Annotated in this window: 17 protein-coding genes; 11 read left to right on the forward strand and 6 right to left on the reverse strand. The window is 66.7% G+C overall.

Features of this window, described 5'->3' with window-relative positions; genetic code table 11:
- On the reverse strand, positions 1-723 hold the full coding sequence (locus tag ACTQ49_RS03490) for a hypothetical protein (RefSeq protein WP_441826451.1): 723 nt from the start codon (positions 721-723) through the stop codon (positions 1-3).
- 121 nt (positions 724-844) lie between these two features.
- On the opposite strand from ACTQ49_RS03490, the gene ACTQ49_RS03495 reads away from it, so the two are divergent.
- A complete protein-coding gene (locus ACTQ49_RS03495; protein WP_441826452.1) occupies positions 845-1,615 on the forward strand; it encodes a DUF6270 domain-containing protein in 771 nt (256 codons plus the stop codon).
- 1 nt (position 1,616) lies between these two features.
- Here the strand turns inward: ACTQ49_RS03495 and ACTQ49_RS03500 are convergent, their stop codons facing one another.
- From ACTQ49_RS03500 to ACTQ49_RS03515, 4 genes are read right to left on the reverse strand one after another with little or no spacing between them, the layout of a single operon-like run.
- Entirely contained in the window at positions 1,617-3,494 is a 1,878-nt protein-coding gene (locus ACTQ49_RS03500; protein WP_441826453.1) for a glycosyltransferase family protein, read from the reverse strand.
- Positions 3,491-4,363, reverse strand: coding sequence for an ABC transporter ATP-binding protein (locus tag ACTQ49_RS03505; RefSeq protein ID WP_441826454.1), 873 nt, complete (start codon positions 4,361-4,363; stop codon positions 3,491-3,493). The genes ACTQ49_RS03500 and ACTQ49_RS03505 overlap by 4 nt, the downstream gene beginning before the upstream one ends.
- On the reverse strand, positions 4,347-5,237 hold the full coding sequence (locus ACTQ49_RS03510) for an ABC transporter permease (RefSeq protein WP_441826455.1): 891 nt from the start codon (positions 5,235-5,237) through the stop codon (positions 4,347-4,349). Before ACTQ49_RS03510 ends, ACTQ49_RS03505 begins: the two co-directional genes overlap by 17 nt.
- Complete coding sequence (locus ACTQ49_RS03515) at positions 5,234-8,146, reverse strand: glycosyltransferase family 4 protein (protein ID WP_441826456.1); 2,913 nt, start codon at positions 8,144-8,146, stop codon at positions 5,234-5,236. Before ACTQ49_RS03515 ends, ACTQ49_RS03510 begins: the two co-directional genes overlap by 4 nt.
- Positions 8,147-8,320: 174 nt before the next feature.
- Here ACTQ49_RS03515 and wecC point away from each other — a divergent pair, with 174 nt between their 5' ends.
- The 10 genes from wecC to ACTQ49_RS03565 all read left to right on the forward strand — a co-directional run bounded on the left by wecC (position 8,321) and on the right by ACTQ49_RS03565 (position 24,491).
- Positions 8,321-9,538, forward strand: coding sequence for a UDP-N-acetyl-D-mannosamine dehydrogenase (gene wecC, locus ACTQ49_RS03520; protein ID WP_441826457.1), 1,218 nt, complete (start codon positions 8,321-8,323; stop codon positions 9,536-9,538).
- Between the two features lie 58 nt (positions 9,539-9,596).
- Positions 9,597-10,439, forward strand: a complete 843-nt coding sequence (locus tag ACTQ49_RS03525) for a hypothetical protein (protein WP_441826458.1) — start codon at positions 9,597-9,599, stop codon at positions 10,437-10,439.
- A 249-nt stretch (positions 10,440-10,688) separates the two neighbouring features.
- Positions 10,689-14,177, forward strand: coding sequence for a DNA-directed RNA polymerase subunit beta (rpoB, locus tag ACTQ49_RS03530; protein WP_441826459.1), 3,489 nt, complete (start codon positions 10,689-10,691; stop codon positions 14,175-14,177).
- A gap of 116 nt (positions 14,178-14,293) precedes the next feature.
- Positions 14,294-18,175, forward strand: a complete 3,882-nt coding sequence (locus ACTQ49_RS03535) for a DNA-directed RNA polymerase subunit beta' (protein ID WP_441826460.1) — start codon at positions 14,294-14,296, stop codon at positions 18,173-18,175.
- Between the two features lie 320 nt (positions 18,176-18,495).
- On the forward strand, positions 18,496-19,161 hold the full coding sequence (locus ACTQ49_RS03540) for an MOSC domain-containing protein (protein WP_441826461.1): 666 nt from the start codon (positions 18,496-18,498) through the stop codon (positions 19,159-19,161).
- A gap of 362 nt (positions 19,162-19,523) precedes the next feature.
- Positions 19,524-19,895: a 30S ribosomal protein S12 gene (gene rpsL, locus ACTQ49_RS03545; protein ID WP_441826462.1), complete on the forward strand. Its 372-nt coding sequence runs from the start codon at positions 19,524-19,526 to the stop codon at positions 19,893-19,895.
- Positions 19,895-20,365 carry a 30S ribosomal protein S7 gene (gene rpsG / locus ACTQ49_RS03550; protein ID WP_441826463.1) on the forward strand — a complete coding sequence of 157 codons (471 nt, stop codon included), beginning with the start codon at positions 19,895-19,897 and terminating at the stop codon, positions 20,363-20,365. Before rpsL ends, rpsG begins: the two co-directional genes overlap by 1 nt.
- 177 nt (positions 20,366-20,542) lie before the next feature.
- On the forward strand, positions 20,543-22,591 hold the full coding sequence (gene fusA / locus ACTQ49_RS03555) for an elongation factor G (protein WP_441826510.1): 2,049 nt from the start codon (positions 20,543-20,545) through the stop codon (positions 22,589-22,591).
- Positions 22,592-22,827: 236 nt separating this feature from the next.
- Entirely contained in the window at positions 22,828-24,021 is a 1,194-nt protein-coding gene (gene tuf, locus ACTQ49_RS03560; RefSeq protein ID WP_441826464.1) for an elongation factor Tu, read from the forward strand.
- Positions 24,022-24,266: 245 nt separating this feature from the next.
- A complete protein-coding gene (locus tag ACTQ49_RS03565) occupies positions 24,267-24,491 on the forward strand; it encodes a hypothetical protein (RefSeq protein WP_441826465.1) in 225 nt (74 codons plus the stop codon).
- Between the two features lie 27 nt (positions 24,492-24,518).
- On the opposite strand, the gene ACTQ49_RS03570 is transcribed toward ACTQ49_RS03565, so the two are convergent.
- Positions 24,519-25,055 (reverse strand): LysM peptidoglycan-binding domain-containing protein, encoded by a 537-nt coding sequence (locus ACTQ49_RS03570; RefSeq protein ID WP_441826466.1) that lies wholly within the window; start codon positions 25,053-25,055, stop codon positions 24,519-24,521.
- Positions 25,056-25,112 lie beyond the last annotated feature (57 nt).

Raw genomic sequence — 25,112 nt, forward strand, 5'->3', positions numbered from 1 at the left:
TCAGTGAGCCTTCTTTCGTTCCCAGTTGGCGAGCGTGATGCGTCCGAGGCGAGATCCCGCCAGGGCGTCATACTTGCGCTGGAGAGCAGCCAACTTGACGTTCAACGTTGTGATGCGGCCTTGGAGCTCGGCGAGTTCCGGTGCCGACACGGGTGCGGTTTCAGTGGGAGCCTCTGCCGAGGGAGCTTGTGAGGCGTACTCGCCAAGCAGCTCCAAGGCGCTGGCCAGACGTGCCCTGAGAAGTGGAATCTCGTCACTGTCGGGGCCGGTCCGTGCGATAGGGGAGGCAGTCAGCATGCCGAGCTTCAGCATGCGAATCATGTCCTCAGCGGATTCGTCCTGAGGCAGGCTGGGAGCGACTTCAACGGTGACCGAGCGATCCTCCACCCCGAAGCTGGTGATCGTGAGTTCCTTGGCTGCTGCGCCCTCAGCCAAGGAGGCGAAGATGCTCAGGTCCTCGGTCGAGAAGACCAGCAACAGCCGCGCGTCAGCGCTGGGGAAGCCATGCTGGATGGACTCGCGGACCAATTCGTTCAGGGCGTGGGGGCGGCTGTCCAACAGGATCACTCCACCAGCTCCGGCAGGAATGTCGGCGACAGAGTCGACCACCAGTGACGCCGAATTGACCAAGCCAAGGAGACCTTTGGAGCGCTCCTCGGGAGCGCACACCACTACTTCATCCTTGAGCGCGGGGTGGTGCCAGATGTCGTCACGTTTCAGCACCAGGCTGCTCCGATCGGGGGGAGGTTCGGGGGATCTGTAGGGGATCATATCTAGGATGGATGGCTCAGGGTTGCGGGACAGACCCGGAACACGGCTAATACTGTGATTTGTGGAGGCGGGTATGGACGAAACTCAGCGATCGGATGCGAGAACGCGTCTGGCAGTGGCCGGGAGCTGTGTTTCGCGTGACACGGTGGCCTGCATGGACCCTGCCGGTCACGAACTGCAGTGCTACGTGGCGCGTCAATCGCTGTTGTCCTGGGGCAGCGACGCCACGCACCATCTACCGCCCGGGGTGCCCTTTGCCAACCAGTTTCAGCAGAAGCAGGTGGAGGGGGACTTTGCAGGGGACCTCACCGATCGCCTCCAAGAGGTTGCGGATAGCGTGGACGTGCTCCTGATCGACCTGTGCGACGAGCGGCACGGTGTCGTGAGAATGCACGATGGCAGCTACGTGACAAAGAGCATTGACGTCGTCACCAATGATGGTCTGTCCGGCGCTCTGGAGTGCGGAAGAGTGCTGCCGCTTGGTAGCGATGAGCACTTCCATGCTTGGTCCCATGCGGCGGATCGCTTTGTTAGCTGGCTGCGGACATCTGGGCTGTTGGAGCGCACGCTGCTGGTGACCACCCCTTGGGCCGTCACTAGTAGCGATGGGAGCGCGGTGCCGGGATCGATGGGCATCATCCCGGAACAGGCGAACGCTCTGTATCCCAGGTATCACACACACCTCGAAACACTGGGGCTGCGCTCCGTGTCGAGCGCTGCTCCCCAAGCAGACCCCGAGCACCGCTGGGGTCTGGCCGCCTTCCACTACACGCCGGAGGTGTACGCAGAGATTGCGAACGAGGTCATCACCATGGCCACGGCAGCCGGGCGGCGTCAGGTCTGAGTCACACCACCACCAGCTGCCGGGGAATCCCCGGCAGCTGCCGTTCGGCGCCCAGGAAGTGGTCGTCCTCCACATTCCACGAGTGGCCGCCGTCGGCGCCCTGACGCATCTGGACGAAGTTGAACGGGTCGGTGGCAATGATGGTGCCGCCCGCCGCGGTCACGGCCTGCAGGAAGCCGGTGTCCTCGGAGCGGTTCAGGGCGGGGAAGGACACCTGCCGGGCCACGTCGCGGGTGGTGGTGATCGTCGGCCCGGCCACCAGGTTGGATGGCCGCCAGGCCATGCCCTCTGAGGCCAGCACGGTCAGGTCACGCTGCGCCAGGTGCACCCAGCGCTCGTACTTGCCCACCACGTCGGCGCCAGTGATCCGCTGTGCTGCCAGCAGGTCTGACAGGTAGTGCTCAAAGTAGAGGTCGTCATCGTCCATCTTGGAGACGATCGGGGCGTCGCTACGCTCCACCAGGGCGTTGAGCACCCGGCCCAGCGGCCAGTCATCCGGCGCGCTCAACGCCTGTAGGTCAACCCCCCGTTCGGCGGCGCGGTCACGGAAATCGGCGCCTACCTCGAATCCGTGGGCTCCCAGCAGCCACTGGATCTCAACGTCGCTCTGCCGGGCCACCTGTTCCAGCGCGTGGTCCAGTTGGTGGGGGCGCTTGGTCGACATCACCACGCTCACCTGGTTCGAGGGCGGCATCGCACCCGGCAGCCCCACGGCCTGCAAGACCTGGTCCACCCGGTGGGAGTAGGTGTGGGATCGCCACAGCTCCCGTTGCCCCAGGTGCACCAGGCGTCGCGCGGCGTCACGATCGTGCAGCAACTCGTCGATCACCAGGGTCGCCAGCGGTGTGGAATCCACCTGCGCAACACCGTCGCCCAGGAAGGCCCGGATCGCGGGCGTGGGGGTGGTCACCACCGGCGTTCCGCAGGCGGTGATCTCCAGCAGGCGACGGGCGAACATCGTCTCCGAGTCGGTGACCGTGTTGACATTCAGGAAGACCTTGTAGGCGCGGTAGGCCGAGAGCATCTGGTCAAAGGAGAGGCTGCCCACCACCCGCTCTGCGTAGGGGGAGGGGAACTGGTAGCGCTCGTCGTCGCCCAGGAAACGGGAGAAGATCTCGAACCGGTTCTCGTCGTCCTCGGCCTCCAGCGCGGCGTCGAAAAGCAGCCGCATCTGGTCACGTCGCTCGGGGTACTTGTGGTTGAACCAGGTGCCGGCAAAGGCGATGCCGCGTTCGTGCTCGCCATGGAGGCGACGCACGGGATTGACGATGCGCTCCTGGACCGCGAAGGGCAGCACGTCCACCCGGTCATGACCCAGCGACTCCCGGTACCGGGGCACGCAACTGGCGTCGGTGGTGAGGACGTGGTCGAACAGGCGCGCCGAGTCGAGAAAGTCCTCGAAGTGCGTCGGGTCCTCCTTGTTCCAGAAGACCGTGGGAATGCCGCGCTCCCGGCAGGCCGCCACCAGTGCGCGGACCTCGTCGGTGGGGGCCTTGCTGCCGGTCAGCTGGTACTGCCACGTGTCGTGGTTGCCGTGCCAGGCGCTCTCGACGAAGAGCAGGTCAATCCCGTCCACCTGTTCACGCCACGTGGAGGGCTTCAACAGCACCGACTGCCACTCGTAGCCAAAGGCGGCCCGGGTGAAGTCGTCGGCAATCGTTCCCACGCGCAGGTCCCGACGAGGAGCGGACTTCGGCCACTGGAAGGGATGGAAGAGCATCGAGCCATCGTCGGCCCGGGTGAAGAGGTCACCCTTCCAGGTCACGACGGTGCCACGGCGTCGGCGCTTGAGGTGCTCTCGCAATTGGGGGAAACCCCCCTCGCGGAGGTGCCACAGGGCCTTGCGGGCGGAGGCCAGCGGCCCGGTGGACGTGGTCACTGGTCCTCCATGGACGCCACCAGGAAGCCGTCGCGGGCCTGCTGCATCACCTTGTCCGCAACATCCTTCTCGTTCGACGCCATGTTCCACGCCCACCAGCGGTAGGTGCGGGCCACCGTCTTGGCGTCCCCGTCGGCGATGATCTCGCCCATGTGCAGCCAGATGGCCCGGGTGCACATGGTCTCGATGGTCTGGGCGGCATGCGAGACCAGGAAGATGGTGCCTGCCTGTTCCCGGATCCGCTCGATCGTCTCCTCCGAGCGTTTCGCGAAGGCGGCATCGCCGGTGCCCAGTGCCTCGTCGATCAACAGGATCTCGGGTTCGGCCGCTGCGGCAATGGCAAAGGTGAGGCGGGCGGACATGCCCGACGAGTAGGTGTTCATCGGCCGGTTGATGGCACTGCCAATTCCGGCCAGCTCCACCACGGCCGGCAGGCGCTCCTCGGCCTGCTCCGGTGTGAAGCCCAGTGCCAGCAGGCCCAGCATCACATTGCGTCGGCCGCTGAGCTGCTGCACCAATGCCGCCTGCACGCCCAGCAGGACGGGCGTGGCGGCGGCGCGAACCTGCCCGGAGGTCGGCTGCTGCACGCCGGCGATCACGCGCAGCAGGGTGCTCTTGCCGGAACCGTTGGAACCCAGGATGCCCAGGTGCTCGCCCTCGTAGACCGTGAAGGAGACCCCCTTGAGGGCTTCCACCGTCGCCCGCCGCCGGCCGGGGGCCACGAGCTCCAGCATCCGGCGGATTCGTTTGCGCGACGGCTTGTCACTGCTCATCTCGGAGCGGTAGCGCACCACCACGTTGTCCACCACCACGGTGGGGAAGGGGCCAGGAGTCGTGTCCTGCCCAATGGCATCAGTCGGGGCGTCCATAGGTCACCTCCCCACGCCAGAACCAGACCAAACCGATCACCAGGGCGGCCACGGCCCACAGGGTCAGCTCGAACCACTGGCCCGGTGGTGGCACGACCTTGGTCAACAGCAACTGGCGGTAACCGTCGATCAGCAGGTACAGCGGATTGTTGCGCACCAGCATCGCCAACCAGGGGATGGCCTCGTAACGCTGGATGGAGAACATGACACCGGAGCCATACATCAGGAAGCGGAAGATGGTGGGCACCAACTTCTGGGCATCCGGAATGTCGGAGCACAGCCGGGCTGCCACAAAGGCGAAACCGGTGTTCATCATCACCTGCAGGGCAAAGAGCAGCGGGAAGAGCAGCGCCGACGGCCCCGGGGCGCCGACGAAGATGGTGGCCAGCACGAACAGCACCAGGATGTTGGGCACCGATTCGAGCAGGTTGCGCAGCACCGACGCGAGCACGAGTGACGCGCGGGGAAAGCTGAAGGCGCGGATCAAGCCGGAATTGGACTTGATGATGCCCGAGGCGCCATTCACATCACGGCTCGTAATGCCGAACATGAAGATGCCGATGAGCAGGAAAGCAGGGAAGTTCGGGATGTTCGACGCGAACAGGAAGCCGAAGACCACCAGGTAGACAGCCGCGTCCATCAGGGGGTTCAGCAGCAGCCACAGATTGCCCAGCAACATCCCCTTGTTCTGCGTGACCGCCAGACTCCAGGCGCGTTCGGTGATGAAGTGGCGACGCTCCCACAGCTGCCGCAGGTAGATCGCCAGTGGTGGGCGACCGCTGACCGGGCGCAGCTCGGGGGGATCTGCGGATCGGCGGGGCGGCTGGTGGGGGAGTCGAGGGGCGGTTTCGGCGGGTCGCCGAGCGCTGCTCATCGGAGGGCCTCCAGAGATCGGTACAGGCGATCGTAACCATCAGCCGCCGCCTGCCAGGTGCGTTCGGCCGCCCACGCCCTCCCGCGTGTCGCACAATCGGCATACAGATCCGGGGTGTCGAGCAAGCTCGCGATGCCCTGCGCCAGCTGCCCGGGATCACCGGGCGCCACCAGTGGCGCGCCGCTGGGCTCCACCAGTTCTCGCAGTGCCGGCAGGTCGCTGGCGACGACGGGACGGCCCAGCGCCATGGCCTCCACGGGCTTCAGGGGCGTCACCACCCGGCAGACCGGCGTGTCCTGGCGGGGGATGCAGACCACGTCCAGCGCCTCCACCCAGGTCAGTGCCGCCGCACGCCCCACGCGGCCGGGGAACTCGCACGCGTCGTAGATGCCCAGTTCCCGAGCCAGGGCCATCAGCGACGGACGGCTGGTCCCGTCGCCCACCAGGGCACAGCGCACATCACGCCCCTGGCCACGCAGCTCTGCGACGGCCCGCAGCAGCGTCTCGAATCCCTCGTACTCCACCAGGGAACTCATCGCACCCACCCAGCGGGCGTCGGCGTCGAGCCCCAGCCGGGCTCGGGCCTGCCTGGGCGAACCGTCCCGCAGCAGGAGCTCCTGGTCCACCGCATTGGGCACCACCAGGATCTTGCCGGCGTCCACACCGCGTGCGGCCAGGTCATCCTTCTGCACCTGACTGAGCACCACCACGGCATCGGCCGCCCGGGCACAGGCTGTCTCGCGGTCGCGTTGCAGCCGCAGGAATTCGCTGCTGGCGGCCTCGGCCCGCACCGCCTCGGGACGCTTGGAGAGCCAGGTGAGCTCCAGCTGGCCACGCATCTCGTAGACCCAGGGAATGCCCCACGCCTCGGCGACGGCCTGGGTCACCAGCCCATTGGTGTAGTCGGTGGTGGTGTGCAGCACCGACGGGCGCACCGTGGCCACCAGCGCGGACAGGCGTCGCGCGTGTTCGGCCAGCCGGTCCTGCGCCAGCGGCGGCAAGGAGGGGGGAATGATCCGGTGCACGGGAATGCCGTCCACCATCTCCACCCGGGCGGTGCCGATCCGGCCAATGGTCACCGGGTAGCCAATCCGGGTGGCCGCCTCCACCCGCCACCCGGAATCACGCTGCGCCTGCATGATGGCCTGGCTGCGCAGCGTGGAACCGGAACGGGTGTGCGGCAGGGAGTTGGTCAGCACGTGCAGCACCGATTGCGGGCGGGGGCGCCACTGCGCCAGGTCTGCGGCCGGTGCAGACAGCCGGAAGTCGGGCTGCATCGTGGCCCGGGTGCTGCGCAGGCGGGCGGCCATGGCGGAGCCCGCGGGCAGCCCATCGATCGCGCCGCTCAGGTCGCCGGCGGCGACGCGCTCCCGCGCCCGGTCCTCGGCCTGTACCAGGTTCTGGGGCACCTGGGGCTGCAGGCCCCGAGCCTGGGCTGCGGCCGCGGCCACCCGGTCCAGCACCCGGTGGCTGCGTCGCTGGCCGGCCTCGGGCGCCCACCGGGCCACGGCCTCGTCCACCAGCGCCGGCTGGTCGGACAAATGGGCAGCCACCACCTGCACGGCGGCGGGCCCACGGCCCGTGGGCACCCGGCGCGCCAGGCCGGTGCGGCGGGCCAACTGCACGTAGAAGGTGGCGCTGTCCGATCCAAGATGGCCCAGGATCGTGTCGCCGGTCAGTCGGACGTCATCGGCCAGCGCCGTGACCCGCCCGGAACCGCGGACGGGGGAGCGGCGGGCGGCATCGCCAAAAGCCTTGATCGCGGCCGTCGCCTGACTGGCCAGATCCGCGTAGCCCGCCAGCCACTCCTGGCCGCCAACGCCCACCTGCAGACGCTCCCGATGCGCGGCGAGTTCGGTCCACAGCTGCGCCAGAGCCTCGGGATCGTCCTGGGGCACCACGTCACCGGCGCCCGTCTGGGCGACGATCCGGGCCGCTTCGCCGTCGATGCTGGCGCTGATGTGGCGGCCGCTGTGCAGCGCCTCGTAGAGCTTGCTGGGAACGGTCAGCCGCATGCCGTCCCAGTCGCGCAGCATCACCAGGACCGAATCGGCCCATTCGTAGTGGCAGTCCACCTCGTCGGCCCGCACCCGGGGCACGAACTCCACCGGAGCATCAAGCCGAGCCGCCAGATCACGCAGTGCCGCCTCATGCACGCCGCCGCCCACCAGTCGCAGCTGCACATCGACGCCTCGCTGCTGGGCCAGCGCCGCCGCCCGGACGGCCGTGGAGAGCTTCTGCGCCCGGCCAAAGCTGCCCAGGTAGACCACGTGGAGCGGCCCTTCCGTCCGCTGGGTGTGCGGCTGACGGGCGGGCCGCTGGGCAATGTTGCGGGCCAGCTCCACCGACGCGAATCCGCGCTGCAGCAGGTCATCGCGCAGGGCATCGCTGGTCACCACCACCGTGGCGGCCGCGCTCTCCATCCGCCACGCCAGGCAGGTCAGAGCGCGGGTCCACAGCGGGGCCCTCTGCGGCAGGGTGGGGGAGTCCTGGGTGCCGTCGTCGTCCCAGGTGGGGAAGTCCTGCAGGAGGTGCGGCCAGGCATCGCGCAGCTCCAGCACCAGCGGCGTCCTGCGCAGCCGTGAGACCAGCCAGCCCAGCGGCAGGGTGGACAGGGCCGGCACGGTGGCCACCACCACGTCGGGGCGCGGCGTGGAGAGCGCCTGCACCAGCGACTGCACGGTGCCCAGCGCCTCATTGGCCACACGTCGGCGGATCCCCAGGCCGGGAACCAGCGAACGCACCTCGTGCACGCGCAGCGCGGGATTGTCGTGGGGGAGCCGTGGCTGGTTGCGCCACCGGGGGACGACCACATCGAGCTCATGACCCTCGTCGACGATCGACTGGCCGAGCCAGCTCCAGCGCGCGGCATGCACGCCGGCCTCCGGGGGGAAGTGCTGCGTCAGCAACAGAATGCGAATGGTGGCTCCTCACCGCACCGTGCGAGCCAACCCCCTTGCCGTCTCCCGAACGGCCCGTGGGCGTCACGCGACAAACATCCCCCGACGTCTTCTCGCAATGATAGCCTGCATACCGAGATTTCGGGGGCTCGTCATTGTCATCGCTGGACTTCTAGGAGAGTCGTGGACAACAAGGTCGCCGTCATTGGGCTGGGCTACATCGGTCTGCCCACCGCCGCAGTACTTGCTCGTGCAGGTCTGGACGTGGTGGGAGTTGACGTCAGCGACAAGCATGTTGACGCGGTCAACCGCGGGGAGCTGCCCTTCGTCGAGGAAGGGCTGGGCGAGGTCGTCGCGGAGGTGGTCAAGGCCGGCAAGCTGACCGCCACCAAGGAGACCCCCAAGGCCGACGTCTACATCATCGCCGTGCCCACCCCCTTCGCCGACGGCCACAAGGCCGACCTCAGCTACATCGACGCCGCCACCGCCGCCATGGCCCCCCAGCTGGAGGGTGACGAGCTGGTGATCCTGGAGTCCACCTCCCCGCCCGGCACCACCGAGCACGTCCGCGACGTCCTGCTCTCCCTGCGCCCCGAGCTGACCGAGGTGGAGTTCGCCCACTGCCCCGAGCGTGTACTGCCCGGCCGCATCATGGTGGAGATGGTCACCAATGACCGCATCGTCGGCGGCCTCACTCCGCATGCGGCGCAGCGCGCCTGCGACCTCTACGCCACCTTCTGCCAGGGTGAGCTGCACCAGACCGACGCCGTCACCGCAGAGATGGCCAAGCTCACGGAGAATGCCTTCCGCGACGTCAACATCGCCTTCGCCAACGAACTCAGCCTGATCAGCGACCGCCTCGGGGTCGACGTGTGGGAACTGATCGAGCTGGCCAACAAGCACCCCCGCGTCAACATCCTGCAGCCCGGCCCGGGCGTCGGCGGCCACTGCATCGCCGTGGACCCCTGGTTCATCGTCTCCAGCACCCCGGAGGAGGCCAAGCTGATCCGCCAGGCTCGCGAGGTCAACGACGGCAAGCCCAGCTGGGTTGTGGAGCAGGTGCGCAAGGCCGTGGGCTCGCGGTCCGATGCCACCATCGCCTGCCTGGGTCTGGCCTTCAAGGCCGACATCGACGACCTGCGCGAGTCGCCGTCGGTGCAGATCGTGGAGACCATCGCCAAGGAACTCGGCGACGTCACCGTGCTGGCCGTGGAGCCGCATGTTGACACGCTGCCCCAGCAGCTGGCCGGCCGTGGCGTGCGGCTGGCCGAGCTGGACGAGGCCCTGGAGGCCGCCGACATCGTGCTGCTGCTGGTGGACCACACCGCCTTCAAGCAGCTGGACCCGGCCCGTCTGGAGGGCCGCACCGTCATCGACACCAAGGGACTGTGGCGCGCCTGACGCGCCACGCCGCCGCGTCGTTCCCCGCGGTTGAGAAACAGTCAGCGGAGGAGAACTGATGCGACGCCTCGCCAGGCCCCATGTGCTGCTGGCCGCCCTGCTCGTCTACCTGCTGGTGGGCGGCTGGGTGGCCGGCAGCTGGTTCCTGTACTTCTTCGGCGGCTTGGCGACGCTGGTCTGGGCCGCCGTGGTGTGGATCGGCCGCGGGAAGCGACGCCAGCGCCGCGGTGCCGCGCTGGGCCTGGTGGGGCTGGGGCTGTGCAGCGCCGGCTACCTGGCCGGGGTGCACCCCGGGATGATGTCGTCGTGGGTCAATCCGCCCGTGCAGGCGGAGCCGGCGCCGGAGATCAGCCCATCCAGCAGCCACTCCGTGACGCCGTCGGCCACCCCCACGGCCAGCCCGTCGCCCACACCGAGCAGGAGCCGGATCTCCATGCCGGTCCCGGCGCCCGCCACCGCCACCTGGGTGCCGCCCGTGGTGAGCGCCTCCACCCAGCCTGCCTGGACCCCGGAGCCCGAGGCCGTCCCCGAGCCCGTGCGTACCACCAGAGCCCCGGAAGCACCCGTCAATCAGGGTCCAGTGGTGCGCGTGCCCACCCAGCCCAGGCCGAGCGTCGTCGAGTTCGGCAACGGCACCAACAGCAACGGCAGCGGGGGCACCACCAGTGCCCCGGCCACGGCGCCCACCGCCACATCGCCCACCACCACATCGCCCACCACCAGGGCCCAGGACCCGGCCCCCACCGTTCCCAGTGACACGCAACCGGGCACCGCCCCCGCGCCGGACCGCGTGACCACCCGGCCCAGCGGGGGAGCGTCGCGACGGATCGCCAGCCCGGCGGCGGATGGCCAGATCGCCGGGCAGGCAGCCGCCAGCCCCACGTCCGGACCGATCGGCTGACCTTGGGGCGCGCTCCTTTGCCTGTGCGCCCCCGACCGCTACAGTGGAGCCAACTCGGGCAGGACGAGCCGCAAGGACGCGGCATCGGACGTGATGGGGCCGGAGCGGTGCTGTGCGCAGATGTTGATTTCCTGACGCCCATGCAGTAGTGTGTTATTTTGCCCCATCGCCAAACTGTCGACCCGTCACTTGACTCGGGTCGTTCTGCATGCAAAGAACCCTTTCCGAGTTCTTGGAAGGACCAATATCTTGGCCGCCTCGCGCACTGCGTCGAAGAACACGAATGTCGTCTCCACCAGCGGACGAATCTCCTTCGCGAAGATCCATGAACCGCTCGAAGTCCCCAATCTCCTCGATCTCCAGACGAAGTCCTTCGACTGGCTGATCGGCAACGAGGCCTGGCGCAACAGCGTCGAGGAGGCCCTCGAGGCGGGACGCACCGATGTCAACACCAAATCCGGGCTGGAGGAGATCTTCGAGGAGATCTCCCCGATCGAGGACTTCTCCGAGACGATGTCGCTGAGCTTCCGCGACCATCGCTTCGAGAGCCCCAAGTACTCGGTGGAGGAGTGCAAGGACCGCGACGTCACCTACGCAGCCCCGCTCTTCGTCACCGCCGAGTTCATGAACAATGACACGGGCGAGATCAAGAGCCAGACCGTCTTCATCGGCGACTTCCCGCTGATGACGGACAAGGGCACCTTCATCATCAACGGCACCGAGCGCGTCGTCGTCTCGCAGCTGGTCCGTTCGCCCGGCGTCTACTTCGAGCAGACCCCGGACAAGACGTCGGACAAGGACATCTTCACCGCCAAGCTGATCCCGTCGCGCGGTGCGTGGCTGGAATTCGAGGTTGACAAGCGTGACCTGGTGGGCGTCCGCCTCGACCGCAAGCGCAAGCAGAACGTCACCGTGCTGCTCAAGGCGCTGGGCTGGAGCGAGGAGCGCATCCTCGAGGAGTTCAGCGAGTACGAAAGCATCCGCCAGACCCTGGAGAAGGACAATGTCTCCACCCAGGACGAGGCCCTGCTGGACATCTACCGCAAGCTGCGCCCGGGCGAGCCGCCGGCCCGCGACGCCGCCGAGGCGCTGCTGAAGAACTACTACTTCAACCCGAAGCGCTATGACCTGGCCAAGGTTGGTCGCTACAAGATCAACAAGAAGCTCGGCCTGGGCCTGCCCTTCGACCAGCAGGTGCTGACCATCGACGACATCGTCGCCGCCATCCACTATGTCTGCGCCCTGCACGAGGGCAAGACCGAACTGGAGCGCGACGGCCAGACGATCATCATCGAAGAGGACGACATCGACCACTTCGGCAATCGTCGTCTGCGCACCGTCGGCGAGCTGATCCAGAACCAGCTGCGCACCGGCCTGGGCCGCATGGAGCGCGTCGTGCGTGACCGCATGACCACCCAGGACATCGAGGCGATCACGCCGCAGACGCTGATCAACATCCGCCCGGTGACCGCGGCGCTGAAGGAATTCTTCGGAACCTCGCAGCTCTCGCAGTTCATGGACCAGAACAACCCGCTGGCCGGCCTGACGCACAAGCGTCGCCTCTCGGCCCTGGGCCCCGGCGGTCTGTCCCGTGACCGCGCCGGCATGGAGGTGCGTGACGTCCACCCGTCGCACTACGGCCGCATGTGCCCCATCGAGACCCCCGAAGGCCCGAACATCGGCCTGATCGGCTCGCTGGCCTCCTTCGCCCGCGTCAATGCCTTCGGTTTCATCGAGACCCCCTACCGCAAGGTGGAGCACGGCGTCGTCACCAACCAGATCGACTACCTCACCGCCGATGAGGAGGACCGCTACGTCATCGCCCAGGCCAATGCCGAGATCGGCGAGGACGGCAAGTTCGTCGAGGAGCGCATCCTGGTGCGCATCAAGCACGGCGACGTGGACACCGTCCCGCGCGACGACGTGGAGTACATGGACGTCTCGCCGCGCCAGATGGTCTCGGTGGCCACCGCCCTGATCCCCTTCCTGGAGCACGACGACGCCTCCCGAGCCCTGATGGGCGCCAACATGCAGCGCCAGGCAGTTCCGCTGCTGCGCAACGAGGCCCCCTTCGTCGGCACCGGCATGGAGTACCGCTCCGCCATCGACGTGGGCGACGTCACCGTTGCCTCCAAGGCCGGTGTGGTGATGAGCGTCTCCGCAGACCTGATCGACTTGGCCTGCGACGACGGCACCTACCAGACCTACCAGCTGCAGAAGTTCAAGCGTTCCAACGCCGGCACCTGCATCAACCAGCGCCCGCTGGTCTCCCAGGGACAGCGCGTCGAGGTCGGCACCCCGCTGGCCGACGGCCCCTGCACCGACGGTGGCGAGATGGCGCTCGGCAAGAACCTGCTGGTTGCCTTCATGAGCTGGGAGGGCCACAACTACGAGGACGCGATCATCCTGTCGCAGCGCCTCGTGCAGGACGACGTCCTCACCTCGATCCACATCGAGGAGCACGAGGTGGACGCCCGTGACACCAAGCTGGGCCCCGAGGAGATCACCCGGGACATCCCGAATGTCTCCGAGGAGATGCTGGCCAACCTGGACGAGCGCGGCATCATCCGCATCGGCGCCGAGGTGGGCACCGGCGACATCCTCGTCGGCAAGGTGACCCCCAAGGGCGAGACCGAGCTGACCCCCGAGGAGCGCCTGCTGCGCGCCATCTTCGGCGAGAAGGCGCGTGAGGTGCGCGACACCTCGATGAAGGTGCCCCATGGCGAGACCGGCGTGGTCATCGGCGTGCGCGTCTTCGACCGCGAGGATGGCGACGAGCTGCCTCCGGGCGTCAACCAGCTGGTCCGCGTGTACGTGGCCCAGAAGCGCAAGATCCAGAACGGTGACAAGCTCGCCGGCCGTCACGGTAACAAGGGCGTCATCTCCAAGATCCTGCCCGTGGAGGACATGCCCTTCCTGGAGGACGGCACCCCCGTCGACATCGTGCTGAACCCGATGGGTGTTCCGTCGCGAATGAACATGGGCCAGGTGCTGGAGAACCACCTGGGCTGGATTGCCAAGACCGGTTGGGACCTCACCGAGGCCGAGGGTGAATGGGCAGACCGCCTGCGTGACGTGGGCCTGGCCCACGTCGACGGCAACTCCCGTCTGGCCACCCCGGTCTTCGACGGTGCCAACGAGGACGAGATCGCCGGACTGCTCGAGCACGGCATCCCGACCCGCGACGGTGACCACCTGGTGGACGCCGACGGCAAGGCCCGCCTGTTCGACGGTCGTTCGGGTGAGCCCTTCCCGGAGAAGGTCGGCGTCGGCTACATGTACATGCTGAAGCTGCACCACCTGGTGGACGACAAGATCCACGCCCGTTCCACGGGCCCGTACTCCATGATCACCCAGCAGCCGCTGGGTGGTAAGGCGCAGTTCGGTGGCCAGCGTTTCGGTGAGATGGAGGTGTGGGCCATGGAGGCGTACGGCGCCGCCTGGGCCCTGCAGGAGCTGCTGACCATCAAGTCCGACGACGTCCCCGGCCGCGTGAAGGTCTACGAGGCGATCGTCAAGGGCGAGAACATCCCCGAGCCCGGCATCCCGGAGTCCTTCAAGGTTCTGGTCAAGGAGATGAAGTCGCTGTGCCTGAACGTGGAGGTCCTCTCCAGCGACGGCACGGTGGTGGAGCTCCGCGACAGCGAGGACGACTTCCGTTCCGCCGAGGAGTTCGGCATCGATCTCTCCCGTCGCCCGGGTGCGGACAACTCGTTCGCCGCAGTCGACGAAGTCTGAGTTCCAACTCAGTCCCTGACCTGACCCCGGGGGAGCAATCCCCCGGGGGCCGGTCACTCGAACTCAGACACCCATGAAAGGCACCTGCCAGACAGGCAGGGGAAGGTGAACCAAACGTGCTGGACGTGAACTTCTACGACGAACTGCGGATTGGCCTGGCAGTGGCCGACCAGATCCGCGAGTGGTCGCACGGCGAGGTCAAGAAGCCGGAAACCATCAACTACCGCACGCTCAAGCCCGAGCGCGACGGCCTCTTCTGCGAGAAGATCTTCGGCCCCACCCGGGACTGGGAGTGCAACTGCGGCAAGTACAAGCGCGTGCGCTTCAAGGGCATCATCTGCGAGCGCTGTGGCGTCGAGGTGACCCGCTCCAATGTGCGTCGTGAGCGCATGGGCCACATCGAGCTGGCCGCTCCCGTGACCCACATCTGGTACTTCAAGGGCGTCCCGTCGCGCCTGGGCTACCTGCTGGACATCGCGCCGAAGGACCTGGAGAAGGTCATCTACTTCGCCGCGTACATGATCACCTCCGTCGACGAGGACGCGCGTCACCGCGACCTGCCGTCGCTGGAGGCCAAGGTGGAGACCGAGCGCAAGCGCATCGAGCAGCGTCGCGACGCCGACATCGAGGCGCGCATGGCCAAGCTCGAGCAGGACATGGAGCAGCTCGAGAGCGAGGGCGCCAAGGCCGACATCAAGAACAAGGTCAAGACCGGTGCGGAGAAGGAGCTCAAGCAGCTCCGCGACCGTTCGCAGCGTGAGCTCGACCGCCTGGATGCCGTCTGGACCCGCTTCAAGGGCCTGAAGGTCCAGGACCTCGAGGGCGACGAGATCCTCTACCGCGAGATGAAGAGCCGCTTCGGCAAGTACTTCGAGGGCTTCATGGGCGCCGAGGCGATCAAGCGTCGCCTGGCCACCTTCGACCTGCAGGCCGAGGCCGAGAGCCTTAAGAACACCATCCAGACCGGCAAGGGCCAGCGCAAGACCCGCGCCCTGAAGCGTCTGAAGGTGGTCTCCGCCTTCCTCGACGGCAAGAACTCGCCCGCCGGCATGGTGCTGGACGCCGTCCCGGTCATCCCGCCGGACCTGCGTCCGATGGTGCAGCTGGACGGTGGCCGCTTCGCGACCTCCGACCTGAACGACCTGTACCGTCGCGTGATCAACCGCAACAACCGCCTCAAGCGCCTGCTCGACCTCGGTGCGCCCGAGATCATCGTGAACAACGAGAAGCGCATGCTGCAGGAGGCCGTGGACTCGCTCTTCGACAACGGTCGTCGCGGCCGCCCGGTGACGGGCCCCGGCAACCGTCCGCTCAAGTCCATCAGCGACATGCTGAAGGGCAAGCAGGGTCGTTTCCGCCAGAACCTGCTGGGCAAGCGCGTCGACTACTCCGGCCGTTCGGTCATCACCGTCGGACCGCAGCTCAAGCTGCACCAGTGCGGTCTGCCCAAGGCCATGGCCCTGGAGCTGTTCAAGCCCTTCGTCATGAAGCGTCTGGACGACCTGAACTACGCGCAGAACATCAAGAGCGCCAAGCGCATGGTGGAGCGTCAGCGTCCCCAGGTGTGGGATGTCCTCGAAGAGGTCATCAAGGAGCACCCGGTGCTGCTGAACCGTGCACCAACCCTGCACCGTCTGGGCATCCAGGCCTTCGAGCCGCAGCTCATCGAGGGCAAGGCCATCCAGCTGCACCCGCTCGTCTGCACGGCCTTCAACGCCGACTTCGACGGCGACCAGATGGCCGTCCACCTGCCGCTGTCCGCCGAGGCCCAGGCCGAGGCGCGCATCCTGATGCTGTCGACGAACAACATCCTGAAGCCGGCTGACGGCCGTCCCGTCACCCTGCCGACCCAGGACATGATCATCGGCATGTTCTTCCTGACCCAGGAGCGCAAGGGCGCCGGCACGGGCAATGCCTACAGCTCGATCGCCGAGGCCCTGATGGCCTTCGACCGCAAGGAGCTGCTGGTGGGTGCGCCCATCAAGCTGCGCCTCACGGAGAACTTCGTCGCCCCCGAGGGTGCCGAGATGCGTCCCGACGGTTCCTGCATCGTGGAGACCACGCTGGGCCGCGCCATCTTCAACGAGGCGCTGCCGGCCGACTACCCGTTCATCAACGAGACCGTCGGCAAGAAGCAGCTGGGTGCCATCGTGAATGACCTGGCCGAGCGCTACTCCAAGGTGGTCGTGGCCCAGGCGCTGGACAACCTGAAGGACCTCGGTTTCCACTGGGCCACCCGTTCCGGCGTGACCGTCTCGATCGGCGACGTGCAGACGCCGCCGAACAAGCCCGAGCTGATCGCCGCGTACGACGCCAAGGCAGCCAAGATCGACAAGCTGTACGAGCGCGGTGCCGTGACCGAGGACGAGCGTCGTCAGGAGCTCATCCAGATCTGGACCGACGCGACGGCCGAGCTGACCACCGCCATGGAGCGCAACTTCACCGAGACCAACCCCATCTTCATGATGGTCTCCTCGGGCGCTCGAGGAAACATGACCCAGATGCGTCAGATCGCTGCAATGCGAGGCCTGGTGGCCAACCCGAAGGGCGAGATCATCGCCCGACCCATCAAGTCGAACTTCCGTGAGGGCCTGTCGGTCCTGGAGTACTTCATCTCCACCCACGGTGGTCGAAAGGGTCAGGCCGACACGGCTCTGCGTACCGCCGACTCGGGTTACCTGACCCGTCGTCTGGTGGACGTCAGCCAGGACGTCATCATCCGCGAGGAGGACTGTGGCACCGAGCGTGGCCTGACCAAGGTCATCGCCGAGGCCGACGAGACCGGCACCCTGCGTCAGCTGGGCAATGTCGAGACCGCCGTCTACGCCCGCACCCTGGCCGTCGACGGCGTCGACGCCGAGGGCAATGTGGTGGTGCCCGCCGGCACCGACCTGGGCGATCTGGAGATCGACGCGCTCGTCGCGGCCGGTGTCACCAGCGTCAAGGTCCGTTCGGTCCTCACCTGTGAGGCAGCCACCGGCACCTGCGCCATGTGCTACGGCCGTTCGCTGGCCACCGGCAAGCTGGTCGACGTCGGCGAGGCCGTCGGTATCGTCGCCGCCCAGTCGATTGGTGAGCCCGGAACCCAGCTGACGATGCGTACCTTCCACACCGGTGGTGTGGCCGGTGACGACATCACGCAGGGTCTGCCCCGAGTGGTCGAGCTCTTCGAGGCTCGCCAGCCCAAGGGCAAGGCCCCGATGGCCGAGGCCGCCGGCCGCGTCACCATCGAGGAAGGCGACCGTTCGCGCAAGATCATCATCAAGCGCGACGACGGCCAGGAAGACCTCGAGTACCCGGTGCCGCGTCGTGCGCGCCTCGACTTCGAGGTGGACGGCGTCAAGTTCTCGCTGCAGGACGGCGACCACGTGGAGGCCGGTCAGCAGCTGACCGCCGGCACGATGGATCCGCAGGACGTGCTGCGCGTGCGTGGTGTCCGCAAGGTGCAGGAGCACCTGGTGGACGAGGTGCAGAAGGTGTACGGCACCCAGGGCGCCCCGATCCACGACAAGCACATCGAGATCATCATTCGCCAGATGCTCCGTCGCGTGACGGTCATCGACTCCGGCGACACGATGATGATGCCCGGTGAGCTGGTGGACCGTCCCACCTACGAGGCCGAGAACCGCAAGGCTCTGGCCGAGGGTGGCAAGCCCGCCGAGGGTCGTCCGGTGCTGATGGGCATCACCAAGGCCTCGCTCGCAACCGAGTCGTGGCTGTCGGCGGCCTCCTTCCAGGAGACCACCAAGGTGCTCACCGACGCCGCTATCCACGGCAAGTCGGACTCGCTGCGTGGTCTGAAGGAGAACGTGATCCTGGGCAAGCTGATCCCGGCCGGCACCGGCCTGGAGCGGTACCGCAACATCCGTGTGGAGCCCACGGCCGAGGCGAAGGCCACCGCCTTCACCATGAGCTACGACCCGTTCGACTACGACTTCGGCACGGGTACCGGCGCGGCTGTTCCGCTGGAGGATCTCGACTTCGGCGAGATGCGCTGATCCTCGTCTGATCCCTGACACCGGGGTGCGTCCTGTTGGGCGCACCCCGGTGTCGTTGTCTTCGCCCCGCGTGGGTTTGCGCGTCCCCGTCGCCGCGTGGGTTTGCGCGCCTCGCGTCCCCGTCCCCGTCCCGCGTCCCCGTCCCGCGTCCCGCGTGGGTTTTCGCGCCCGTCGCCGCCAGAAACAGATGCATAGGCGGTCTCCAGTGCACCAAATGCACTGGAGACCGCCTATGCATCTGTTTCTGGATGGGCGCCGGCGGGACGTGCGCCTTCAGGCTGGAGCGGGGCACCTGGGCGGCAAGGGACTAGTTTGGGGCCATGCGGATCCTCTCCACCAACATCGGGGCACCTCGGGGCGATCTGGGAGGGTATGACCGGCCGACGGGGATTGACAAGCGGCCAGTGCGCAGCATCACCGTCAGCGATCCCGGGCCCCGTACCCCCGACGGTCCCCGCGCCTCCGGGGTGGAGGGCGACTTCGTCGGAGACCGCAAGAACCATGGCGGCACCCACAAGGCGGTCTACGCCGTCGGGCGGGAGGATCTGGACCTGTGGGGTGAACGATTGGGCCGAGAGCTCCCCGACGGCTGGATGGGTGAGAACCTCACCACGCTGGGCTGGGACCTCAACCAGTCGATCGTGGGGGAGACCTGGCGGATCGGGGAGGTTCTGCTCCAGGTGAGCGTGCCGCGCATCCCGTGCCGCACCTTCCAGGTGGTGGCGGGCCGGCCCACCTGGATCAAGGAGTTCATCGCCGGTGGGGGAGCGGGCACCTATCTGCGCGTCCTCGAAGCCGGGAGGATCGAACCGGGCATGTCTGTGCGCCGCGCTGCCATCCCGCCGCACGGGGTCACCATCCGCGACTTCTTCCGAGCCAGGACCGGCCAGCCCGAACTGGCCGAACACGTCCTGACAGCAGCAGAATTCCTCACCGCTGCGGACACCGAGAAGCTGCGCAGCCGCCTCACCACGGTGCTGGGCTGACGGCAGTGGGCTGACAGCAGCTCGACGGCACGGGGTCCGGCACGTCTCCGTCGGCGGCCCCATCCGACGGACAGTGGCGAAACCGCATCCTGGCGGGCGCAGAGTATGCCAGATTCGGTACCCACGTTTTGACCCTTGCAGGGCAGTCGAGTAGATTTGGATTCTGTGCTCGATTCAATCGGGCCTTTGTGCGTGCCCTGGCAGTGGGGTCACCCTCCTAAACGTTGCGAGGACGGGTGGCAACGGTGCGGAGTTCGCACTGCAGACAACTGCACCAGATGGGATAACGGTGGTCCACATCTGACGTGCGGAAGCTGCAAGCCAGGGTAAGACCATCCAGACAACGAAAGTGATACCAGCCGGTGCCTACAATCCAGCAGCTGGTCCGCAAGGGCCGCACTGACAAGGTCAGCAAGAACAGCACGCCTGCGCTCAAGGGTTCGCCCCAGCGTCGTGGCGTGTGCACGCGTGTGTACACCACCACGCCCAAGAAGCCGAACTCGGCTCTCCGCAAGGTGGCGCGTGTGCGCCTCTCCTCGGGCATTGAGGTGACTGCCTACATCCCGGGTGTTGGCCACAACCTGCAGGAACACTCCATGGTGCTGGTCCGCGGCGGTCGTGTGAAGGACCTCCCCGGTGTCCGCTACAAGATCATTCGTGGCTCTCTCGACACCCAGGGTGTCAAGGGTCGCAAGCAGGCTCGCAGCCGCTACGGCGCGAAGAAGGAGAAGTAATGCCTCGCAAGGGACCGGCGCCCAAGCGCCCCGTCATCGCCGATCCGGTCTACGGTTCGCCGCTGGTGACGCAGCTCGTCAGCAAGATCCTGCTCGACGGCAAGAAGACCACTGCCCAGGACATCGTCTACACCGCCCTCGAGGGCACCCGTGAGAAGACCGGTGTGGATCCCGTCCAGACGCTCAAGCGCGCGCTTGACAACATCAAGCCCTCGCTGGAGGTCAAGAGCCGCCGCGTCGGTGGCGCCACCTACCAGGTTCCGATCGAGGTCAAGCCGGCTCGCGCCACCACGCTGAGCATGCGCTGGCTGGTCACCTACTCCCGCGCCCGTCGCGAGAAGACGATGGCCGAGCGTCTGATGAACGAGATCCTGGACGCTTCGAACGGTCTGGGCGCTTCGGTCAAGAAGCGCGAGGACACGCACAAGATGGCCGAGGCCAACAAGGCATTCGCCCACTACCGCTGGTGATTTCACTGCCCCAACGTCGGATTCGACGTTGGGGCGTCATCACGTCCGGGACCGGTTAGACTCCTGTCCCGGACGTGATCTGTCCAAACCTGTTCAAACCCATCAAAGATTTGAGGTTGAAGCCCTGTGGCCATCGACTTGAAGACTGACCTGGCCAAGGTCCGCAACATCGGCATCATGGCCCACATCGACGCCGGCAAGACCACCACGACCGAGCGCATCCTGTTCTACACCGGTATCAACCACAAGATCGGTGAGACCCATGAAGGCACCGCCACCATGGACTGGATGGAGCAGGAGCAGGAGCGTGGCATCACGATCACGTCCGCTGCCACCACGTGCTTCTGGCACGACACCCAGATCAACATCATCGACACCCCCGGCCACGTGGACTTCACCGTCGAGGTGGAGCGCTCGCTGCGCGTGCTCGATGGCGCCGTCGCCGTCTTCGACGGTGTGGCCGGTGTTGAGCCGCAGAGCCAGACCGTGTGGCGTCAGGCCACCAAGTACAACGTGCCCCGCATCTGCTACATCAACAAGCTGGACCGGACGGGCGCGAACTTCGACCACTGCATCAACACCATCCGTGAGCGTCTGATGGCCACCCCGGCGATCATCCAGCTCCCGATCGGTGCCGAGGCCGACTTCATGGGCGTCGTCGACCTGGTCGAGATGAACGCCAAGACCTACCGCGGCGAGACCGGCATGGGCGAGATGTACGAGGTCGAGGAGATCCCGGCCGACATGCTGGAGAAGGCCAAGGCCGCCCGCGCCGAGCTGCTCGAGGTCGTGGCCGAGGCCGACGACGAGCTGATGATGATGTTCCTCGAGGGCGAGGAGCCCTCCGTGGAGCAGCTGAAGGCTGGCATCCGCAAGGGCGTGCTGGACAACAAGTTCAACGCCGTCGTGTGTGGCACCTCGTTCAAGAACAAGGGTGTGCAGCCGCTGCTCGATGCCATCGTCGACTACCTGCCCTCCCCGCTCGACGTCCCCGCCATCGAGGGCTTCAAGCCCGGCGACGAGTCGACCACGCTGGAGCGTCACCCGAACAACGAGGATCCGCTGTCGATCCTGGCCTTCAAGATCGCGGCCGACCCGCACCTGGGCAAGCTCACCTTCGTGCGCATCTACTCCGGTGTCCTGCAGGCCGGCACCCAGGTGCTCAACGCCACCAAGGGCAAGAAGGAGCGCATCGGCAAGATCTACCAGATGCACGCCAACAAGCGTGAGGAGATCGACTCGATCGGCGCCGGCATGATCGTCGCCGTGATGGGTCTGAAGGACACCACGACCGGTGAGACCCTCTGCGATCCCGCCAACCCGATCATCCTGGAGTCGATGGAGTTCCCGGCGCCGGTGATCGAGCAGGCCATCGAGCCCAAGACCAAGTCTGACCAGGAGAAGCTGGGTGTCGCCATCCAGCGTCTGGCCGAGGAGGACCCGACCTTCCGCGTCCACACCGACGAGGAGACCGGCCAGACCATCATCGCCGGCATGGGCGAGCTGCACCTTGAGGTGCTGATCGACCGCATGAAGCGCGAGTTCAAGGTCGAGGCCAACATCGGCAAGCCGCAGGTGGCCTACCGTGAGACCCTGCGTCGCAAGGTCGAGAAGGTCGACTACACCCACAAGAAGCAGTCGGGTGGTTCGGGCCAGTACGCCAAGGTCATCATCGACCTGGAGCCGCTGGAGCCGGGCTCGGGCTACGAGTTCGTCAATGCCGTCACCGGTGGTCGTATTCCCAAGGAGTACATCCCCGCCGTCGACGCCGGTGTCAAGGAGGCCATGCAGTTCGGTGTCCTGGCCGGCTACCCGGTGGAGGACATCCGCGTGACCCTGACCGATGGCGCCTACCACGACGTCGACTCCTCGGAAATGGCCTTCAAGCTGGCCGGCTCGATGGTCTTCAAGGAGGCCGCTCGCAAGGCCGACCCGGCCATCCTCGAGCCGCTGATGGCCGTCGAGGTCACCACGCCGGAGGACTTCCTGGGCACCGTCATCGGTGACCTGAACTCCCGCCGCGGCGCCGTCCAGAGCATGGACGAGCTGCACGGCAACCGCGTCGTCCGTGCGCTGGTGCCGCTGAGCGAGATGTTCGGCTACGTGGGTGACCTTCGCTCGAAGACCTCGGGCCAGGCCTCGTACTCGATGGAGTTCCACTCCTACGGCGAGACCCCGAAGAATGTCGCCGACGAGATCGTCGCCAAGGCCAACGGCGGCGAATGACACACAGTCAAGTCTGATCTGGGGCCGAGGAGTGCGCTCCTCGGCCCCAGATCCGACTCGCAGCGGGGAATGAGTTTGACTCTCGGCCCTCGGTGCACAAAACTTGGACGGTAGCCTTGCCCATCGAACGTTGAGCAAGGTCGGCAAGTATCAAGACCTCGGTGCGGGATCTCCCCGAGCCGTTACACACCAGTACGCCCCGCGGAGAGCGTGGCGGCAATCCAGAAGGAGCCCAAGTGGCAAAGGCCAAGTTCGAGCGGACTAAGCCGCACTGCAACATCGGCACCATCGGACACATCGACCACGGCAAGACCACGCTCACCGCGGCGATCTCGAAGGTGCTCCACGACCAGTACCCGGATCTGAACGAGGCGTCGCCTTTCGACACGATCGACAAGGCCCCCGAGGAGCGTCAGCGCGGTATCACCATCTCGATCTCGCACATCGAGTACCAGACCGAGAAGCGTCACTACGCCCACGTTGACTGCCCCGGCCACGCCGACTACGTCAAGAACATGATCACCGGTGCTGCTCAGATGGACGGCGCCATCCTCGTGGTTGCCGCCACCGATGGCCCCATGCCGCAGACCCACGAGCACGTGCTGCTCGCCCGCCAGGTGGGCGTGCCGGCCATCGTCGTCGCCCTGAACAAGTGCGACATGGTCGACGACGAGGAGCTCATCGAGCTCGTCGAGATGGAGGTCCGCGAGCTGCTGACCTCGCAGGAGTTCGACGGTGACGACTGCCCGGTCGTCCGCGTCTCCGCCTTCCAGGCCCTCCAGGGCGACGAGAAGTGGGGCAAGAGCGTCCAGGACCTGATGGCCGCTGTTGACGAGTACATCCCGCAGCCCGAGCGCGAGACCGACAAGCCCTTCCTGATGCCCGTTGAGGACGTCTTCACGATCACCGGTCGTGGCACCGTCATCACCGGCCGTATCGAGCGTGGCGTCGTCAAGACCGGCGAGACCGTCGACATCATCGGCATCCGCCCCGAGAAGCAGACCAGCACCGTCACCGGTGTTGAGATGTTCCGCAAGATCCTCGACGAGGGCCAGGCTGGCGAGAACGTGGGCCTCCTGCTCCGTGGCACGAAGAAGGAGGACGTGGAGCGCGGCATGTGTGTCATCAAGCCGGGTTCGACCACGCCCCACACCGACTTCGAGGGCAGCGTCTACATCCTGAACAAGGAGGAGGGTGGCCGTCACAAGCCGTTCTTCTCGAACTACTCGCCCCAGTTCTACTTCCGTACCACGGACGTGACCGGCGTTGTTCAGCTGCCCGAGGGCACCGAGATGGTCATGCCCGGTGACAACACCGACATGACTGTTCACCTGAACAAGCCCGTCGCCATGGAGGACGGCCTGAAGTTCGCCATCCGTGAGGGTGGTCGTACCGTCGGCGCCGGCCGCGTGACCAAGATCATCAAGTGACCCTGTCACCGACGATCTGAATCACGGCGAGAAGCCTGATCAACAGCAGGGCCCCGATCCGCAAGGATCGGGGCCCTGCTGCATCTCCAGCATTGCGGTGGGGAGTGGGGAGAGACGTCGGCCCGCGCGATGGGAGCGTGGGCGGGTCTGCCGGCCGGCGGGCCCCAGCTTCTGCCGGTCCGCACCTCTCGGCTCCAGCTCATCCCACCCTGGGCACAAGTTCGCCAGAAACAGATGCATATGCGGTGTCCAGTGCAGTAGATGCACTGGACACCGCATATGCATCTGGTTTGATCTTGCTGGTGCTGGTGCTGGTGCTGGTGCTGGTGCTGGTGCTGGTGCTGGTGCTGGTGCTGGTGCTGGTGCTGGTGCCCTCACTCGGGGGCGGGGACGGCATGAGGGGCTGTGCACTGGATGGTGCACAGCCCCTCATGCGTTGTGGCGGCTCCCTCTGGCGAGCCCGTAGGTGACCCAGCTGGAGCCCGGTCAGCCGGAGATCACTCCGGGATGACGAAGACCTGGCCCGGGTAGATCAGGTCAGGGTTCTGGATGTTGTTGGCGCGAGCGATGTCCATGTAGTTGACGCCGAACTTGGCGCCGATCTCGCTCAGGTTGTCGCCGGGCTTCACCGTGTAGGTGCGCTGGGCCTTCTTCTGCTCGGCTTCCTGCTCGGCCTTCGCGTCAGCCTCGGCCTTCTGCTTGGCGGCAGCCTCGGCATCCGCTTTCGCCTTGGCGTCGGCTTCCTGCTTGGCCTTCGCGTCGGCCTCGGCCTTCTGCTTGGCGGCGGCCTCAGCCTCGGCCTTGGCAGCAGCCTCCTGCTTGGCCTTCTCCTCAGCCTCGGCCTTGGCAGCAGCCTCGGCGGCGGCCTTCTCCTGGGCGTCGAGCTCGGCCTGGGCGGCGGCCGCGGTGGCCTCGTTGCTGGCCTGCTGGCGGTCGATTCGCGCCTGGTCGTCGGGCGACACCTCGGGGGCCGGCTGGGCGGCCTCATCCTTGTTGCCGGTCAGCTTGTCCTTGATGTTGTCGAACAGTCCCATGGGTCCTTCTTCCTGGTGCGGTGCCCAACTGCGGGCAGTGCTTCAACGGTAGCGGGG

It is taken from the genome of Luteococcus sp. Sow4_B9 (assembly GCF_052116585.1).
Classification (GTDB): domain Bacteria; phylum Actinomycetota; class Actinomycetes; order Propionibacteriales; family Propionibacteriaceae; genus Luteococcus.

What these genes read in the sequence shown, in the direction of transcription:
- ACTQ49_RS03540 (WP_441826461.1), top strand. Translation starts at nt 18,496, where the DNA reads ATGCGGATCCTCTCCACCAACATCGGGGCACCTCGGGGCGATCTGGGA.
- rpsG (WP_441826463.1), top strand. Translation starts at nt 19,895, where the DNA reads ATGCCTCGCAAGGGACCGGCGCCCAAGCGCCCCGTCATCGCCGATCCG.
- fusA (WP_441826510.1), top strand. Translation starts at nt 20,543, where the DNA reads ATGGCCCACATCGACGCCGGCAAGACCACCACGACCGAGCGCATCCTG.
- ACTQ49_RS03505 (WP_441826454.1), bottom strand. Translation starts at nt 4,363, where the DNA reads ATGGACGCCCCGACTGATGCCATTGGGCAGGACACGACTCCTGGCCCC.
- ACTQ49_RS03495 (WP_441826452.1), top strand. Translation starts at nt 845, where the DNA reads ATGGACGAAACTCAGCGATCGGATGCGAGAACGCGTCTGGCAGTGGCC.
- ACTQ49_RS03570 (WP_441826466.1), bottom strand. Translation starts at nt 25,055, where the DNA reads ATGGGACTGTTCGACAACATCAAGGACAAGCTGACCGGCAACAAGGAT.
- ACTQ49_RS03525 (WP_441826458.1), top strand. Translation starts at nt 9,597, where the DNA reads ATGCGACGCCTCGCCAGGCCCCATGTGCTGCTGGCCGCCCTGCTCGTC.
- ACTQ49_RS03510 (WP_441826455.1), bottom strand. Translation starts at nt 5,237, where the DNA reads ATGAGCAGCGCTCGGCGACCCGCCGAAACCGCCCCTCGACTCCCCCAC.